The sequence below is a fragment of the Streptomyces collinus Tu 365 genome (assembly GCF_000444875.1).
GTDB lineage: Bacteria > Actinomycetota > Actinomycetes > Streptomycetales > Streptomycetaceae > Streptomyces > Streptomyces collinus_A.
Genome location: NC_021985.1, coordinates 3,340,858 through 3,358,096, shown reverse-complemented (window position 1 = coordinate 3,358,096; position 17,239 = coordinate 3,340,858). Strand labels below are relative to the sequence as shown.

12 protein-coding genes are annotated in these 17,239 nt (G+C 72.4%); 3 read left to right on the top strand and 9 right to left on the bottom strand.

From position 1 onward, the window contains the following. Positions 1 to 96: 96 nt before the first annotated feature. The 5 genes from rbsD to B446_RS14480 form a co-directional block, all read right to left on the bottom strand. Positions 97 to 486: a D-ribose pyranase gene (gene rbsD, locus B446_RS14500; protein ID WP_020940196.1), complete on the bottom strand. Its 390-nt coding sequence runs from the start codon at positions 484 to 486 to the stop codon at positions 97 to 99. Then, a complete protein-coding gene (locus B446_RS14495; protein WP_020940195.1) occupies positions 483 to 1,385 on the bottom strand; it encodes a ribokinase in 903 nt (300 codons plus the stop codon). The genes rbsD and B446_RS14495 overlap by 4 nt, the downstream gene beginning before the upstream one ends. 73 nt (positions 1,386 to 1,458) lie before the next feature. Continuing rightward, positions 1,459 to 3,408 carry a substrate-binding domain-containing protein gene (locus B446_RS14490; RefSeq protein WP_020940194.1) on the bottom strand — a complete coding sequence of 650 codons (1,950 nt, stop codon included), beginning with the start codon at positions 3,406 to 3,408 and terminating at the stop codon, positions 1,459 to 1,461. Continuing rightward, the gene (locus B446_RS14485; protein ID WP_020940193.1) at positions 3,398 to 4,918 is read right to left on the bottom strand and encodes a sugar ABC transporter ATP-binding protein; all 1,521 of its coding nucleotides are present in this window, start codon (positions 4,916 to 4,918) and stop codon (positions 3,398 to 3,400) included. Before B446_RS14485 ends, B446_RS14490 begins: the two co-directional genes overlap by 11 nt. Further along, positions 4,915 to 5,946 carry a LacI family DNA-binding transcriptional regulator gene (locus B446_RS14480; protein ID WP_020940192.1) on the bottom strand — a complete coding sequence of 344 codons (1,032 nt, stop codon included), beginning with the start codon at positions 5,944 to 5,946 and terminating at the stop codon, positions 4,915 to 4,917. The genes B446_RS14485 and B446_RS14480 overlap by 4 nt, the downstream gene beginning before the upstream one ends. A gap of 126 nt (positions 5,947 to 6,072) precedes the next feature. On the opposite strand from B446_RS14480, the gene B446_RS14475 reads away from it, so the two are divergent. Together B446_RS14475 and B446_RS14470 are read left to right on the top strand one after the other, a co-directional pair. Continuing rightward, positions 6,073 to 8,325, top strand: coding sequence for an ATP-dependent RecD-like DNA helicase (locus tag B446_RS14475; RefSeq protein WP_043475592.1), 2,253 nt, complete (start codon positions 6,073 to 6,075; stop codon positions 8,323 to 8,325). A 239-nt stretch (positions 8,326 to 8,564) separates the two neighbouring features. Further along, positions 8,565 to 9,854: a citrate synthase gene (locus tag B446_RS14470; RefSeq protein WP_020940190.1), complete on the top strand. Its 1,290-nt coding sequence runs from the start codon at positions 8,565 to 8,567 to the stop codon at positions 9,852 to 9,854. Positions 9,855 to 10,451: 597 nt separating this feature from the next. Here B446_RS14470 and B446_RS14465 read toward each other — a convergent pair. The 4 genes from B446_RS14465 to B446_RS14450 form a co-directional block, all read right to left on the bottom strand. After that, positions 10,452 to 12,704 (bottom strand): heavy metal translocating P-type ATPase, encoded by a 2,253-nt coding sequence (locus tag B446_RS14465; RefSeq protein WP_020940189.1) that lies wholly within the window; start codon positions 12,702 to 12,704, stop codon positions 10,452 to 10,454. Between the two features lie 133 nt (positions 12,705 to 12,837). Further along, the gene (locus B446_RS14460) at positions 12,838 to 13,077 is read right to left on the bottom strand and encodes a heavy-metal-associated domain-containing protein (protein ID WP_043478306.1); all 240 of its coding nucleotides are present in this window, start codon (positions 13,075 to 13,077) and stop codon (positions 12,838 to 12,840) included. A 75-nt stretch (positions 13,078 to 13,152) separates the two neighbouring features. Further along, positions 13,153 to 14,103 (bottom strand): PrsW family glutamic-type intramembrane protease, encoded by a 951-nt coding sequence (locus B446_RS14455; protein ID WP_020940187.1) that lies wholly within the window; start codon positions 14,101 to 14,103, stop codon positions 13,153 to 13,155. An 86-nt stretch (positions 14,104 to 14,189) separates the two neighbouring features. Then, on the bottom strand, positions 14,190 to 14,837 hold the full coding sequence (locus B446_RS14450; protein ID WP_020940186.1) for a TetR/AcrR family transcriptional regulator: 648 nt from the start codon (positions 14,835 to 14,837) through the stop codon (positions 14,190 to 14,192). A 161-nt stretch (positions 14,838 to 14,998) separates the two neighbouring features. On the opposite strand from B446_RS14450, the gene B446_RS14445 reads away from it, so the two are divergent. Then, a complete protein-coding gene (locus B446_RS14445; protein WP_020940185.1) occupies positions 14,999 to 17,221 on the top strand; it encodes an MMPL family transporter in 2,223 nt (740 codons plus the stop codon). Positions 17,222 to 17,239: the final 18 nt, after the last annotated feature.

Below are 17,239 nucleotides of genomic sequence, written 5' to 3'. Positions count from 1 at the left end.
TTCTGGCGGGGAGGGGAAAGCCGAGGGGGTGGGCCCGCTCGACGGACCGGGACCACCCCCTCGAAACGTCACAGGGCCGGGCCCGGGCGGCACACGCTAGAAGAACACCCCGCACCGCAGCAGCACGTTGGCGTACGGCCGGGCCTCCCCGGTGCGCACCACCAGGCGTGCGCGCGCGGACAGTTCCTTGAGCCGCTCGTGCGGCACGTGCGTCAGACCGGGGAGCCGCTCGGACAGCAGCCGGGCCGCGGCCGGGTTGGCGTCCGTGACCTCGCCGGCCGCCGTGGCCCCTTCCACCACCAGCTCCGCCAGCAGGCCGTCCAGGACCTCGGCGAAGGACGGGACACCGGCGCGGAAGGCCAGGTCGACGACGCGCGGCCCGTCCGGCACCGGCATACCCGCGTCGCACACCAGCACCTCGTGCCCGTGCCCCAGCTCGGCCAGCGCGCCCGCCAGGTGCCGGTTGAGGATACCCGCCTTCTTCACAGCGACTCGACCTCCGCGAGCGTCGGGTACGACTCCTGCGCGCCCCGGCGGGTCACCGCCGCCGCGCCGACCCGGACCGCGTGGGCCGCCGCGTCGGCGAGCGGCGCGCCGGAGCCGAGCCCGACGGCCAGCGCGGCGGTGAACGCGTCACCGGCGCCGGTGGTGTCGACCGCGTCCACCTTGGGCGCCGGCACCCGGTTCACCCCCGAGCCGTCGCAGACCAGCGCGCCCGCCGCCCCCAGGGTCACCACCACCGAGCGTGGCCCCCGGGCCAGCAGCAGCCGGGCCCAGTCCGCCGGGTCGTCGCCCTCGCACGCCCCGCCGAGCAGGACCCGGGCCTCGTGCTCGTTCACGATCAGCGGGTCGCAGAGGGCCAGGACCTCGTCGGGCAGCGGGCGCGGCGGGGAGGGGTTCAGCACGAAGCGGCCGTCCGGGGAAAGGGTCCGTACGACCTCCACGACCGTCTCCAGCGGGATCTCCAGCTGAGCCGACACCACCCGTGCGGCACGGACCAGACCGGCGGCCGAGCGGACGTCCGCCGGAGTGAGCCGGGCGTTGGCGCCGGGCGACACCACGATGCTGTTGTCCCCGGAGGGGTCCACGGTGATCAGGGCGACGCCCGTGGGCGCCCCGCCCACCCGCACACCCGCCGTGTCCACCCCGGCCGCCCGCTGCGCGTCCAGCAGCAGCCGGCCGTGCGCGTCGTCGCCGACCCGGGCCAGCAGTGCCGTACGGGCTCCGAGCCGGGCCGCGGCGACCGCCTGGTTGCCGCCCTTGCCGCCCGGGTGGACGGCCAGGTCGCCGCCGAGCACGGTCTCGCCGGCGGCCGGCCGCCGCTCGACGCCGATCACCAGGTCGGCGTTGGCCGAACCCACGACCAGCAGGTCGTAGTCGTACATGGAATTGACTCCCCTGAAGAGATCACCCGGGGCGGGCGGCCGTGGTGCACGGCCGCCCGCCCGTTCCCCGTCGTCAGCCGCTGAAGCCCGCCACGTTGTCCTTCGTGACGACCTTCACCGGCACCTTCACCGTCGGCTCCACCTTCTTGCCGCGCACCGCGCGCAGCGCGTTGTCCACCGCGATCCGGCCGAGCCGGCTCGGCTGCTGCGCGACCGACGCGTACAGCGTGCCGCCCTTGACCGCGGTCAGGCCGTCCGGGGTGCCGTCGAAGCCGACGACCTGGACCGACCGGCCGGCCTTGGCACCCAGGGCCTTGATGGCGCCGAGGGCCATCTCGTCGTTGGCGGCGATCACGCCCTGGACGTCGGGGTGCGCCTGGAGCAGGTTGCTCATCACGTCGAGGCCCTTGGTGCGGTCGAAGTCGGCCGGCTGCTGGGCCAGCACCTTGATGCCGGGGTACGCCTTCAGCCCCTTGGCGAAACCTTCCGCCCGCTCACGGGCCGCGGAGGTGCCCGCCTGCCCCTGAAGGATCACGATCTTGCCGTTGCCGCCCAGCTTCTCGGCCACCGTCTTCGCGGCCAGTTCGCCGCCGGCGACGTTGTCGGAGGCCACGAGCGCGTTCACGGCCGCCTTGTTGACGCCGCGGTCGACCGCGATGACCGGGATGCTCGCCTTGTCGGCGGCCTTCACGGAGTTGCTCGCCGCGTCGGAGTCCACCGGGTTGACGATGATCGCGCCGAGGCCCGAGCTGGTGAAGTTCTGGAGCTGGTTGGCCTGCTGGGAGGCGTCGTTCTGGGCGTCGGTGACGGTCAGGTCCACGCCCAGCTTCTTCGCCTCGGCCTGGGCGCCCGCCCTGATCTGCACGAAGAAGGGGTTGTTCAGGGTGGACAGGGACAGGCCCATCCGCGGGGCCGTCGAGACGGCGGAACCGTTGTGCAGGAAGGAGGTGGCGCCCACGACGGCCGCGGTGACCACGGCGGCGAGCGCGTACGTCCCGGCCTGCCTGCCCTTGCCGCCACCGGTCCCGGCGGCCGGCGCGGTCGCCCCCGCCTTGCGCCGCACCGTGTCCAGCAGCACCGCCAGCGCGATGACCACGCCGATCACGACCTGCTGCCAGAAGGCGGACACGTTCAGGAGGTTCAGGCCGTTGCGCAGCACCGCGAGGATCAGCGCGCCGATCAGCGTGCCGGACGCCTTGCCGGTACCGCCGGCGAGCGAGGCGCCGCCGATGACGACCGCGGCGATCGCGTCCAGCTCGTAGCCGTCGGCCGCCTGCGGCTGAGCCGAGGAGAGGCGGGAGGCCAGCACGATGCCGGCGACGGCGGCGAACAGGCCGGACAGGGCGTAGATCGCGAGCTTCTGCTTCTTGACGCGCAGTCCGGAGAGGCGGGCCGCCTCCTCGTTGCCGCCGATCGCGTACATCGAGCGGCCGATGTAGGTCCGGCCGAGCACGACGGCCGCGGCCAGCCCCATCACGACCATGACCAGCACCGGCACCGGCAGCCAGCCGCCGAGGGTGTCACCGAGGTGGGAGACCGAGTCCGGGAACGGGATCGGCGAACCACCGGAGATCACCAGCGAGAGGCCGCGGGCCACCGACAGCATCGCGAGCGTCGCGATGAACGGCGGCAGCTTGCCGTAGGCGATCAGGAAGCCGTTGACCAGGCCCGCCACGATGCCGGTGGCGACGGACAGCACGACCGCCAGGACGACCGGCACACCGTGCGAGGTCGCGCTCCAGGCGAGCACGGTGGCCGACAGGGCCGCCACCGAACCCACCGACAGGTCGATGCCCGCCGAGACGATCACGAAGGTGACACCGAAGGCGAGGACGGCGGTCACGGCCGCCTGGACACCGACGTTGAGCAGGTTGTCCGTCGTCAGGAAGTCACCGGACAGCGCCGACAGGGCGACGACCAGGACGATCAGCGCGGTGAGCGCGCCGTTGTCGAGCAGGAGACGGCGCAGGCCGCTCGTGGCGCCACCCGCGCCCGGGGTGCTCTTGAGCGTGTCAGTGGCCACGGGGGGCCTCCGTTTCGGTCGTGGGGTTGCTTACGGCGAGTGCCATCACGGCGTCCTGGGTGGCCTCACCGGCCGCGAGCTCGCCCGCGATCCGGCCCTGGGCCATCACCAGCACCCGGTCGCTCATGCCGAGCACCTCGGGCAGATCGCTGGAGATCATCAGGACGGCGGCACCGGCGGCCGTCAGTTCGTTGATGAGCTGGTAGATCTCGACCTTGGCGCCGACGTCGATGCCCCGCGTCGGCTCGTCGAGGATCAGCACCTTGGTGTCGGCCAGCAGCCACTTGCCGATGACGACCTTCTGCTGGTTGCCGCCGGACAGCGTCCGCACGTGCTGGCCGAGTCCGGCCATCCGCACCCCGAGCTGTCCGGCGATCCGCCCGGCCGCCTCGTGCTGCGCCCCGAGATCGACGAGCCCCGCGCGCGTGGCGGAGCGCAGGGTCACCAGGCCGAGGTTCTCCTCGACGGACGCGTCGAGCACCAGCCCCTGGCCCTTGCGGTCCTCGGGGACCAGGCCGATACCGGCCGCCATGGCGGCGTTGACGTCGCCGCGCCGCACCGGGGCACCGGAGACCTTCACGGCCCCCGTGTCGTACGGGTCGGCGCCGAACACGGCCCGCACCACCTCGGTACGGCCGGCCCCGACGAGCCCGGCGATGCCGACGACCTCGCCGGCGTGCACCTCGAAGCCGACGTCGTGGAAGACGCCGTCGCGGGTCAGGCCCTCGACGGTGAGCAGTGCGGCGCCCTTGCCGGGCCGTTCCCGCGGGTACTGCGCCTCGATCGAGCGGCCCACCATGAGCCGCACCAGCTCGTCCTCGGGGGTGGACGCGGGGACCTGGCCCACGGACTTCCCGTCGCGGATGACGGTGACACGGTCGCCGAGGGCGGCGATCTCCTCCAGGTGGTGCGTGATGAACACGACGCCCACCCCGTCCGCGCGCAGCCGGCGCACGATGGCGAAGAGCTTCTCGACCTCCTCGGAGGTGAGCACGGCGGTCGGCTCGTCCATGATCAGCACGCGCGCGTCCAGGCTCAGCGCCTTCGCGATCTCGACCATCTGCAGGCGTGCGATGCCGAGTTCGCGCACCCGCGCGCGGGGCGAGACGTCGACTCCGACGCGCTCCAGCAGGACGGCGGCGGCCGCCTCCATCGCCTTGCGGTCGATCATCCCGAACCGGCGCGGCTGGCGCCCGAGGAAGATGTTCTCCGCGACCGTCAGGTCGGGCACCAGGTTGAACTCCTGGTAGATGGTGGCGATCCCGAGGCGCTCGGAGTCCTGCGCACCGTGGATGCGCACCTCCTCGCCGCCGGCCAGGATCCGCCCGGCGTCGGGGGTGTAGGCGCCGGAGAGCATCTTGATCAGTGTGCTCTTGCCCGCGCCGTTCTCACCGAGCAGCACATGCACCTCGCCCCGGCGCAGGTCGAAGTCGACGCCGTCCAGCGCGACCACACCGGGGAAGGTCTTGCGTATGCCCTCGATGCGCAGCAACTCGTCCGGGTCGCTCACGACGTGCTCCTTTGCACTGGGGAGGGGGAGGAGGGTGCCGCCTCGCCGCACGAGCGGCGTACGACGAGCCGGGCGGCGAGGGTGACGGACGCGGGGGGCCGTCCCTCGATCCGGTCGACCAGGGCGCGTACGGCGGCCCGGCCCAGCTCGCCGGTGGGCTGGGCGATCGCGGTGACCGGCGGATCGGTGTGCACGAACCACGGGATGTCGTCGAACGCGGCCAGGGCGATGTCGTCGGGGACGCGCAGCCCGCGCGCGCGGACGGCGTCCAGGGCACCGAGTGCCATCAGGTTGTCGGCCGCGAAGATCACCTCGGGCGGCTCGGGCAGGTCGAGGAACCCGTCGGTGACCCGCCGTCCGCTGCCGGCCTGGAAGTCGCCCTGCCCTGTGTAGGCGTCCGGGAGCGGGAGCCCGTGTTCGGCCATGGCGTCCCGGAAGGCGTCGACGCGCTCGCTGCCGGTCGTGGTGGCCGCGGGGCCCGCGATGATCGCGAGCCGCCGGTGCCCGAGCCGGCACAGGTGGGCGACGAGGTCCCGTACGGCCTCGCGGCCGTCGGCCCGCACGACCGGCACCTGGACCCCGGGGATCCAGCGGTCCACGAACACCATCGGCGTCCCCGCGCGCACGGCGTCCAGCATCAGCGGGGAGCCGCCGTCGGTGGGGGAGACCAGGAGCCCGTCGATCCGCCGGTCCAGCAGGGTCCGCACGTGGTGGTCCTGGAGGTCGGGGCGCTCGTCGGCGTTGCCGATGATCACGCTGTAGCCGAGTGCCCGCGCCTCCTCCTCGACGGCGCGGGCCAGTTCGGTGAAGTAGGGGTTCAGCACGTCGCTGATGACCAGGCCGAGGGTGCGGGTCTGGTCGGTGCGCAGGGAACGGGCGACGGCGTTGGGCCGGTAGCCGAGGTCCTGCACGGCGGCCATGACCCGCTGCCGCGCGTCCGCGCTGACCGACGGGTGCTCGTTCAGGACGCGCGACACCGTGGCCACGGAGACACCCGCGGCCGCGGCGACGTCCTTGATGCTCGCCATCGCCGGCTCCACCTCCTCGTGGAACGCATGGAATCGATTACACGAAGGATTGGAATCGATTACACGGCCCTCCGCAAGGCCCTGAGACCGGATCGTGATGTCAGAGCGGGCCGGTACCGTCGGCGCATGGCTCAACAGGCGGGGAACCCCACGGGCGAACGGCGGTTCGCCGTGCTCGAAGGAGTGCTGGAGCGGATCACGTACGCCAACGAGGAGAACGGCTACACGGTCGCCCGGGTCGACACCGGCCGCGGCGGCGACCTCCTCACGGTGGTGGGCGCCCTGCTCGGCGCCCAGGTGGGCGAGTCCCTGCGCATGGAGGGGCGCTGGGGCTCCCACCCCCAGTACGGCCGCCAGTTCACGGTGGAGAACTACACGACCGTCCTGCCGGCCACCGTCCAGGGCATCCGCCGCTACCTGGGGTCCGGCCTGGTCAAGGGCATCGGCCCGGTCTTCGCCGACCGCATCACCCAGCACTTCGGCCTGGACACCCTGCGGGTCATCGAGGAGGAGCCGAAGCGGCTGATCGAGGTCCCCGGCCTCGGCCCCAAGCGGACCCGGAAGATCGCCGACGCCTGGGAGGAGCAGAAGGCGATCAAGGAGGTCATGCTCTTCCTCCAGAGCGTCGAGGTCTCGACGTCCGTCGCGGTGCGCATCTACAAGAAGTACGGCGACGCCTCCATCTCCGTCGTCCGCAACCAGCCGTACCGCCTGGCGGCCGACGTCTGGGGCATCGGCTTCCTCACCGCCGACAAGATCGCCCAGTCGGTCGGCATCCCGCACGACAGCCCGGAGCGCGTGAAGGCGGGCCTGCAGTACGCCCTGTCCCAGTCCGCCGACCAGGGGCACTGCTTCCTGCCCGAGGAGCGGCTCATCGCCGACGCCGTCAAACTGCTCCAGGTCGACACCGGCCTGGTCATCGAGTGCCTCGCCGAGCTGGCCGGGCCGGGCGAGGAGGGCGAGGAGCCGGGGGTCGTCCGCGAGAAGGTGCCGGGGCCCGACGGCGACTCCGAGTCCGTCACCGCCGTCTACCTCGTGCCCTTCCACCGCGCCGAACTGTCCCTCTCCGCCCAGGTGCTGCGGCTGCTGCGCACCCAGGAGGACCGGATGCTTGCCTTCCGGGACGTGGACTGGGACAAGGCGCTTCGCTGGCTGAAGGAGCGCACCGGCGCCGACCTCGCGCCCGAGCAGCAGGCCGCCGTACGGCTCGCGCTGACCCAGAAGGTCGCCGTCCTCACCGGCGGGCCCGGCTGCGGCAAGTCCTTCACGGTCCGCTCGGTCGTGGAACTGGCCCGCGCCAAGCGCGCCAAGGTGCTGCTCGCCGCCCCCACCGGCCGGGCCGCCAAGCGCCTGGCCGAACTGACCGGCGCCGAGGCCTCCACCGTCCACCGGCTGCTGGAGCTGAAGCCCGGCGGTGACGCGGCCTACGACCGTGACCGTCCGCTGGACGCCGACCTGGTGGTCGTGGACGAGGCGTCCATGCTCGACCTGCTGCTCGCCAACAAGCTGGTCAAGGCCGTGCCGCCGGGGGCGCACCTGCTGTTCGTCGGTGACGTGGACCAGTTGCCGAGCGTCGGCGCCGGCGAGGTGCTGCGGGACCTGCTGGCCGACGGCGGCCCGGTCCCGGCGGTGCGGCTCACCCGGGTCTTCCGGCAGGCCCAGCAGTCCGGCGTCGTCACCAACGCGCACCGCATCAACGCCGGGCTGCACCCGCTCACCGACGGGCTCAAGGACTTCTTCCTCTTCGTGGAGGACGACACCGAGGAGGCCGGCCGGCTGACCGTGGACGTGGCCGCCCGCCGGCTCCCGGCCAGGTTCGGGCTCGACCCGCGCCGGGACGTGCAGGTGCTGGCGCCCATGCACCGCGGCCCGGCCGGCGCCGGCGTCCTCAACGGCCTGCTCCAGCAGTCCGTCACCCCCGGCCGGCCCGACCTGCCCGAGAAGCGGTTCGGCGGCCGGGTCTTCCGCGTCGGCGACAAGGTCACCCAGATCCGCAACAATTACGACAAGGGGGCGAACGGCGTCTTCAACGGCACCGTGGGCGTGGTCACCTCGCTCGATCCGGTCGACCAGCGGCTGACGGTGCTGACGGACGAGGACGAGGAGGTGCCCTACGAGTTCGACGAACTGGACGAACTGGCCCACGCGTACGCGGTCACCATCCACCGCTCGCAGGGAAGTGAATATCCCGCGGTGGTGATCCCGGTCACCACCGGCGCGTGGATGATGCTCCAGCGGAACCTGCTGTACACGGCGGTGACACGGGCGAAACGGCTGGTCGTCCTGGTCGGTTCACGCAAGGCGATCGGCCAGGCGGTGCGCACCGTCTCCGCCGGACGCCGGTGCACGGCGCTGGACTTCAGGCTGGCCGGCGCCTGACCGGTCCTGACCAGGGGCGACGGCGCAGATCACAAAAAATGATCGATCAAACGAGTCGCAAAGGTCACAGAGCACTTCCAGATGCGGGTCCGAGGGGGCAGGATGAGCAGGTTGGCGGCACTGAGTGCCGTCGATAGGCCCAATGGTCGACCCCGAGTGCACTCTCCTGAGCCAAATGGGGGATGGTAGAGACAGTCAGGGCACCTCGAAGATGAGGCACTACGTCGGTGAGGGAAGACGTGAGCGACAACTCTGTAGTACTGCGGTTCGGCGACGGCGAGTACACCTACCCGGTGGTCGACAGCACCGTCGGTGACAAGGGCTTCGACATCGGCAAGCTCCGCGCCCAGACCGGTCTGGTGACTCTGGACAGCGGTTACGGCAACACGGCCGCCTATAAATCCGCGGTCACCTACCTCGACGGCGAGGCGGGCATCCTCCGCTACCGCGGCTACCCCATCGAGCAGCTGGCCGAGCGCTCCACCTTCCTCGAGGTGGCGTACCTGCTGATCAACGGCGAGCTGCCGACCGTCGACGAGCTCTCCACCTTCAAGAACGACATCACGCGGCACACCCTGCTGCACGAGGACGTCAAGAACTTCTACCGCGGCTTCCCGCGCGACGCCCACCCGATGGCGATGCTGTCCTCGGTCGTCTCGGCGCTGTCCACCTTCTACCAGGACAGCCACAACCCGTTCGACGAGAAGCAGCGCAACCTCTCCACGATCCGCCTGCTCGCCAAGCTCCCGACGATCGCGGCGTACGCGTACAAGAAGTCGATCGGTCACCCGTTCGTCTACCCGCGCAACGACCTCGGCTACGTCGAGAACTTCCTGCGCATGACCTTCTCGGTCCCGGCGGACGAGTACGACCTCGACCCGGTCGTGGTGGCCGCGCTGGACAAGCTGCTGATCCTGCACGCCGACCACGAGCAGAACTGCTCGACCTCCACGGTCCGCCTGGTGGGCTCCTCGCAGGCCAACATGTTCGCGTCGATCTCGGCCGGCATCAGCGCCCTGTGGGGTCCGCTGCACGGCGGCGCCAACCAGTCCGTCCTGGAGATGCTCGAGGGCATCCAGGAGACCGGTGGCGACGTCGACACCTTCATCCGCAAGGTGAAGAACAAGGAGGACGGCGTCCGCCTGATGGGCTTCGGCCACCGGGTCTACAAGAACTTCGACCCGCGCGCCAAGATCATCAAGGCCGCCGCGCACGACGTCCTCTCCGCTCTCGGCAAGTCGGACGAGCTGCTCGACATCGCCCTGAAGCTGGAGGAGCACGCGCTCTCCGACGACTACTTCGTCGAGCGCAAGCTCTACCCGAACGTGGACTTCTACACCGGTCTGATCTACCGGGCCATGGGCTTCCCGACCGAGATGTTCACGGTCCTGTTCGCCCTCGGCCGGCTGCCGGGCTGGATCGCCCAGTGGACCGAGATGATCAAGGAGCCGGGTTCCCGCATCGGCCGCCCGCGCCAGATCTACACCGGCGTGGTGGAGCGGGACTTCGTGCCCGTCGAGGAGCGCTGAGCGGATCTGCGCGCGAGGGCCTGCCGGACCGGCAGGCCCTGAACCGCCGTCGGCGGTGACAGAGGAAAAGCGGAAGGCGCCCTGAGACGCCGGTCCCCCCACGGGCCGACGACCAGGGCGCCTTCCCATGTCCCGGTGCGGATTCCCCCCACGGGATCCGGCCGGGCGCTCGGAGAGACAGCGCCTGAACCGCTGTCCGAGCACGACGGTCTGACCCGTCGTGCTCCAGTGATGTGCGATCTGCCGGGACAACGCACGCTGGGAGGGCCGCTCAAAGCTTCCCTGTGTGCGTGCCCCGGCAACGCATCTCTGAGGAAGTCCCCCAAGACATCCCCAGATGCCAGTCAGCGCCCCCCAAGACGCTGTTTCTGACATCGCCAACTTAGACCGTCGAAGCCCTTCGATGGTTACGTTCACATCACTGTGATCTGCGTCTCTTGCATCTGTCCCTTAGATGCGCAAGAGCCCCGATACGGCGATCGGTGCCCCAGCGTAAGGATGATGCGCGAGCCTTGTGAAGAGCTTATGTGAGGCTCGCGCCTGACTCTAGAGGGTCTCTTACTTCCGTGCGCCCGACCGCGGGTAACTTGCGGTGACTCAGCGGAAGCGGCGCAGCCGCAGGCTGTTGGTGACCACGAACACCGAGGAGAAGGCCATCGCCGCGCCCGCGATCATCGGGTTCAGCAGGCCCGCTGCGGCCAGCGGCAGCGCGGCGACGTTGTAGCCGAAGGCCCACACCAGGTTGCCCTTGATGGTGGCCAGGGTGCGCCGCGAGAGCCGGATGGCGTCCGCCGCCACCCGCAGGTCGCCGCGGACCAGCGTCAGGTCGCCGGCCTCGATGGCCGCGTCGGTGCCGGTGCCCATCGCCAGTCCCAGGTCGGCGGTGGCCAGCGCGGCCGCGTCGTTGACGCCGTCGCCCACCATCGCCACGGCGCGTCCCTCGCCCTGCAGCCGCCGCACGACGTCCACCTTGTCCTCGGGGAGCACCTCGGCGATCACCTCGTCGATGCCGACGGCCCGCGCGACGGACTCGGCGACCGTCCGGTTGTCCCCGGTGAGCAGCACCGGCGTCAGCCCGAGCGCGCGCAGGTCGCGCACCGCCTCGGCGCTGGTCCCCTTGACCGCGTCGGCGACCGCGAGGACACCGCGCGCCCGTCCGTCCCAGCCGACCGGGACGGCCGTACGGCCCTCGCGCTCGAACTGGCCGGCGGCCCGGGCCAGGTCCTCCGGCAGCGCCCCGAGGAGCCGCCCCACGGTCACCTCGTGGCCCTCCACGCGGCCGCGTACGCCCCGTCCGGGCACGTTCTCGAAGTGCTCGACGGCCGGCAGCGCCCCGGCCCGCTCCTCGGCGCCCGCGGCGATCGCGCGGGCGACCGGGTGCTCGGAGGCGTGCTCCAGCGCGCCCGCGAGCCGCAGTACCCGCTTCTCGTCCTCGCCGTCGGCCGCGTACACGTCGTGGAGGGTCATCCGGCCGGTGGTGACCGTGCCGGTCTTGTCCAGGACGACCGTGTCGACGCGGCGGGTGGACTCCAGCACCTCCGGGCCCTTGATCAGGATGCCGAGCTGGGCGCCCCGGCCGGTGCCGACCATCAGCGCGGTCGGCGTGGCGAGGCCCAGCGCGCACGGGCAGGCGATGATCAGGACGGCGACGGCGGCCGTGAACGCGGCCACGGTGTCGCCGGTGACGCCCAGCCAGACGCCGAACGTGCCGAGCGCGATCAGGATGACCACGGGCACGAAGACGGCGGAGATCCGGTCGGCGAGCCGCTGCACCTCGGCCTTGCCGCTCTGCGCGTCCTCCACCAGCCGCGCCATCCGGGCGAGCTGGGTGTCGGCGCCGACCCGGCCGGCCTCGACCACCAGCCGCCCGCCCGCGTTGACCGTGGCTCCGGTGACCCGGTCGCCGGGGCCGACGTCCACCGGTACGGACTCGCCGGTCAGCATGGACGCGTCCACCGCGGAGACGCCCTCGACGACCGTGCCGTCCGTGGCGATCTTCTCGCCGGGCCGTACGACGAACCGGTCGCCGACGGCCAGCGAGGACACCGGCACCCGCACCTCGCGCCCCGCGCGCAGCACGGCGACGTCCTTGGCGCCCAGCTCCATCAGGGCCCGCAGGGCCGCGCCCGCGCGCCGCTTGGACCGGGCCTCCAGGTAGCGGCCGAGGAGGATCAGCGCGACCACGCCCGCGGCGACCTCCAGGTACATGGTGGAGGCGCCGTCCGTCCGGGAGACGGTGAACCGGAACTCGTCGTGCATGCCCGGCATGCCCGCGTCACCGAAGAACAGGGCCCACAGCGACCAGCCGAACGCGGCCAGCGTGCCGACCGACACCAGGGTGTCCATGGTGGCGGCGCCGTGCCGGGCGTTGGTCCAGGCGGCCCGGTGGAACGGCCATCCGCCCCAGACGACGACCGGCGCCGCGAGCGTGAGCGAGAGCCACTGCCAGTTGTCGAACTGCAGCGCGGGCACCATGGCGAGCAGGACGACCGGGGCGGCGAGCAGGGCGGAGACGAGCAGGCGGTGGCGGAGCGCGGCGAGTTCGGGGTCCCGCTCGGCCGGCTCCTTTTCGGGCGCGGGCTCGGGCCGCGGCGGCGCGGGCTCCTCGGCGGTGTAGCCGGTCCGCACCACGGTCGCGATCAGGTCGGCGACGGCCACGCCCTCGGCGTAGCTGACCTTCGCCTTCTCCGTCGCGTAGTTCACCGTGGCGCTCACCCCGTCCATGCGGTTGAGCTTCTTCTCCACGCGGGCGGCGCAGGAGGCGCACGTCATCCCGCCGATGAGCAGCTCGACCTCGGACGTGCCGCCTATCGCGCTCGTCGTGCCGTTCTCTGCGGTGGTGCTGGTCATGTCCGGACTCCAGACATCGGACCGGACCGTACGGATCCAGTATGAGCTGGTCGGCACGGCCCGGTCGGGGAAGGGTTGCGGGGCCCGCGCGGGGCGGGCCCGGATGCTTCGGCCCGCTCCTCGGGGCCCGGGCTCAGGCCCGGCCGGCCAGCTCGAAGCCGGCCTCGTCCACGGCGGCGCGCACGGCCTCGTCGTCCAGCGGGACCGAGGAGACGACGGTGACCTCGCCGGTCGACGCGACGGCCTTGACCGAGTCGACTCCGGGGATCTGGGAGATCTCGCCGGAGACGGAGCCCTCGCAGTGTCCACAGCTCATGCCGGTCACCTTGTAGACGGTGGTCACGGAGCCCGAAAGTCCGGTCTGGGCGCTCATGTCGTTCTCCTCGTCGAGGCGGGTGGGGCCGGTGAGGCTCACGGTGGAGCCCCACCACGTCCCCAGACTATACCCCTAGGGGGTATTTCTCCAAGAGGAGTCCCGGTGCGCCAGCGACCGGGCCCAGGCGGCCCCGGGCAACCCGACGAGTACCAGGCCGCCGACCGAGAACACCACGAAGAGGTGCTGTTCCACGGCGCCGGGCCCGGGCGGGTACCCCTGGGCGAACGGCTGCGCGTCCAGACCGGTGCCCGACAGCAGGGCCACCAGCCAGATCGCGGCGCCGTGCGTGGCGTCCCCCAGAGCGTGCAGCATCGAGACGCCCAGACAGGTGCCGACGACCGGCGCGGCGAGCCGGAAGTGCCCGTTCGGGCGGCGCAGGGACAGCAGGACGGCCCCCGCGATCGCCGTCCACAGGCCCTGCCCGACGGGGGCGACCACCCCGCGCAGCAGCTCTGTCTCCAGCAGGCCCCTGAGGTCGGCGCCCCCGGCCGCGACGGCGGCCCCGAAGGCGTGTCCGCAGCCCTCCGGGGCCGCGAAGCCGAGGCCGACCGCGGCGCCGAGCACCAGTCCGGCCCGCGTCCCGCGGATGCCCGGCTGCCGGCGCAGCGCGAACGCCAGCGCGCCGAGCTTGGCCGCCTCCTCGGCCAGGGCGACGGCGGTGAACACGCCGGGGGAGAGGCGGGGCAGGTACGGCTCGGTCACCGTGGCGGCCGGCACGCCGAGCGCGCCGCCGGCCAGGAAGCAGCCCAGGATCGCGCTGACGCCCAGGTCACGGCTGTGCCGCTCGTACGCCCACAGGACGAAGACGACCGGGACCAGGAAGCCGCCGAGCAGGACCAGGGCCGGCAGCGCCGCCGCGCCGCGCGTCGCGTACGCGGCGACGGCGATCAGCGTCCAGGCGGCGAGCCCGCCGGCCAGGCAGCGCTTCCACAGGCCCGCGGCGATGCGCGGGAACGGCGGCGGGGGCTGCTGGGGGCCCGGGATACGGGCCCGGGGCATGCCGGGCGGCGGGGAGTGGGTCACGGGGTCCCCCTCGGGCTCCTGCGGGGTGATCTATCCGCACTGTAGGCAGCTGCACCCGGGGCCGCAGTCCGGGGACCGCCGGGGGGTCACGTCCGGCCGAGCCGGTCGCCGACCAGGGGGCCGAGGTAGCGGATCAGGACGTTCTTGACCTCCTGCACGTAGGCCGCCCGCTCGGCGTCCTCGTGGCCGAGGACCAGTTCGAGACCGGCCTTGTAGATGCCGAGGCACACATGGGCCGTGCGGGTGATGTCGGCGGCCGGGGTGCCGGGCAGGAGCGAGGCGAGCAGGCCCTCGACCCGTTCGATCAGGGTGGCGTGCAGCTGGTCGTGGGCGTCGGTGATCCCGCCCGGGATGTCGGGGCCGTGCATCAGCGCGAAGAAGACCGGGTGCGCGGTGTTGAAGGCCATGAACCGGTCGACGGCGGCGCCGACGGCCTCCTCCAGCGGCGTGGCGGGGTCCACGGGGGCCAGCGCCTCGCCGTAGGTCTCCCGCATCTCGTGCATGAGCCGGTCGCCCAGCTCGACCGCGATCGCCTCCTTGTTCGGGAAGAACTGGTACAGCGTGCCCGGTGAGACGCCCGCCTCGCGGGCGATGGCGTTGGTGCTGGCGGCCGTGTAGCCGCTGGTGCAGAAGACCTGGGCGGCGGCGGCGAGCAACTGGGCGATGCGGCGTTCGCCGCGCGCCTGGCGGCGGCGCGGCTGTTCCTTCTCCGAGGTCTCCGAGGTGTCGGACACGCGTGATCCCCAGCCCTTCGCAGGCGATTGACAAACGCGAGCGGTCGCTCGCATTCTGGTGGAACGCGAGCGATCTCTCGTGTTTGCCAGTTTATTGGCAATGACCGACCCATGCTGCCTGCCTGCACAGATGTGGGTCACGGTGAAGGGGACACCGCACGATGACCGAAGTCAACAAGGCGACGCCCGACGAGGACGGACCGCCCCGGCCCGGCGCCTGGACCCGCTTCGTCACCGCCCGCCCGCGTCTGTCGCTGCTGGTGGCCCTCGTGCTCACGGCGCTCGCCGTGCTGGCCGGCAGCGGGGTCGCCGACCATCTGGGCAGCGGCGGCTGGGAGGACCCGGCCGCCGAGTCGACCTACGCGACCAAGGCGCTGGAGCGCGAGTTCCCCGACTCCCAGCCCAACCTGCTCCTGCTGGTGGACGCCGGCCGCGCCTCGGTCGACGACCCGGCGGTCACCGCCGAGGCCCGCCGCGTGGCCGGACGGCTGAGCGCGGAGCACGGCGTGACCGGCGTCGGCTCCTACTGGCAGGCCACCCCCGCCGCGGCCCCCGCCCTGCGCGCCAAGGACGGCCACGAGGCCCTGATCGCGGCCCGCATCACCGGCGACGAGAACGCGATGGGCAGGACCCTCGACCGCCTGGCACCCCGCTACCGGGGCACGCACGGCCCGCTCCAGGTGAGGATCGGCGGCATCGTCGCGGTACGGCACGAGATGCAGACGACCATCAAGGAGGACCTCACCCGCGCCGAGATGATCGCCCTGCCGATCACCCTGGTGCTGCTCGTGATGGTCTTCGGCAGTGCCGTCGCGGCCATGCTGCCGCTGGGCATCGGCATCGTCGCGATCCTCGGCACCAACGCGGTGCTGCGTGGCCTGACGGCCTTCACCGACGTCTCGGTGTTCGCGCTGAACCTCACCACCGCCCTCGGCCTCGGGCTCGCCATCGACTACGCCCTCTTCATCGTCCGCCGCTACCGCGAGGAGCTGTCCGCCGGGGCCGACCCGCTGACCGCGATCGGCACCACCCTGCGCACGGCCGGGCGCACGGTCCTGTTCTCCGCCCTCACCGTGGCGGTCTCCCTGGCCGCCATGATGGTCTTCCCGCAGTACTTCCTGCGGTCCTTCGCCTACGCCGGCATCGCCGTGGTCCTGCTCGCCGCGGCGGCCGCCCTCATCCTGCTCCCGGCGGCCCTGGTCCTGCTCGGCCACCGGGTCAACTCCCTCGATCTGCGCCGCCTGCTGCGCCGGGGGAGGGAACGGGGCCGGCCCGGTACCGAGGGCACCGCCTGGGCCCGGACGGCCACGCTCGTGATGCGCCGCGCCCCGCTCTTCGCCGTCGGCACCACCGTCCTGCTGGTGATCCTGGGGCTCCCCTTCACGGGCGTGCGGTTCGGCACCGCGGACGACCGCCAGCTTCCGTCGAGCGCCGAGTCGCACGTGGTGCAGCAGCACCTGCGGGACGGCTTCCCCGGCAGCCCCGGCGGCGGCCTGGAGGTCCTCGCCGAGGGCCGGGCCACCCGGGCGCAGTACGCCGCCTACGAGGAGCGGGTCGCCGCCCTGCCCGAGGTGGCCCGGGTCGACGGCCCGCTGGTCCACGGCGACACGGCCTACTTCACCGTGCAGCCCCGGGGCGAGGCCGTCGACGGCGCCGCCCAGCGGCTGGTCGGCGACCTGCGCGCGCTGAAGGCCCCCTTCGGCACCCAGGTGACCGGCACGGCCGCCGTCCTCGTCGACTCCAAGCACGCGATAGGCGAGCGGCTGCCCTGGGCGGGGGCGTTCATCGCGATCGTCACGCTGCTGCTGGTCTTCCTGCTCACCGGCAGCGTGCTGATCCCCCTGCAGGCGGTGGTGCTCAACGCGCTCAGCCTGACGGCGATGTTCGGCGCGGTGGTCTGGGTGTTCCAGGACGGCCACCTCTCCCGGTGGCTCGGCTTCACCAGCCCCGGCTCGATCGAGACCACCCTGCCCGTCCTCATGTTCTGCGTGGCCTTCGGGCTCTCCATGGACTACGGGGTCTTCCTTCTCTCCCGCATCAAGGAGGAGTACGACCGCACCGGCGACCACAACGAGGCGGTCCGCCACGGCCTCCAGCGCACCGGCGGGCTGATCACGGCGGCGGCGGTCATCCTCGCGGTCGTCATGGTCGCCATCGGCACCTCCCGGGTCACCAACACCAAGATGCTCGGCCTCGGCATCGCCCTCGCGGTGCTGATGGACGCGATGGTCGTGCGCAGCCTGCTGGTCCCGGCGATCATGCGGCTCACCGGCCGCGCCACCTGGTGGGCCCCGGCCCCGCTGCGCCGCTTCCACCGCAGGTTCGGGCTCAGCGAGGGCGAGCCGGCCGCGCCCGCGCAGGTGAAGGAGACGGCCGGGGTGTGAGGCCGCCGGCCGCCATGG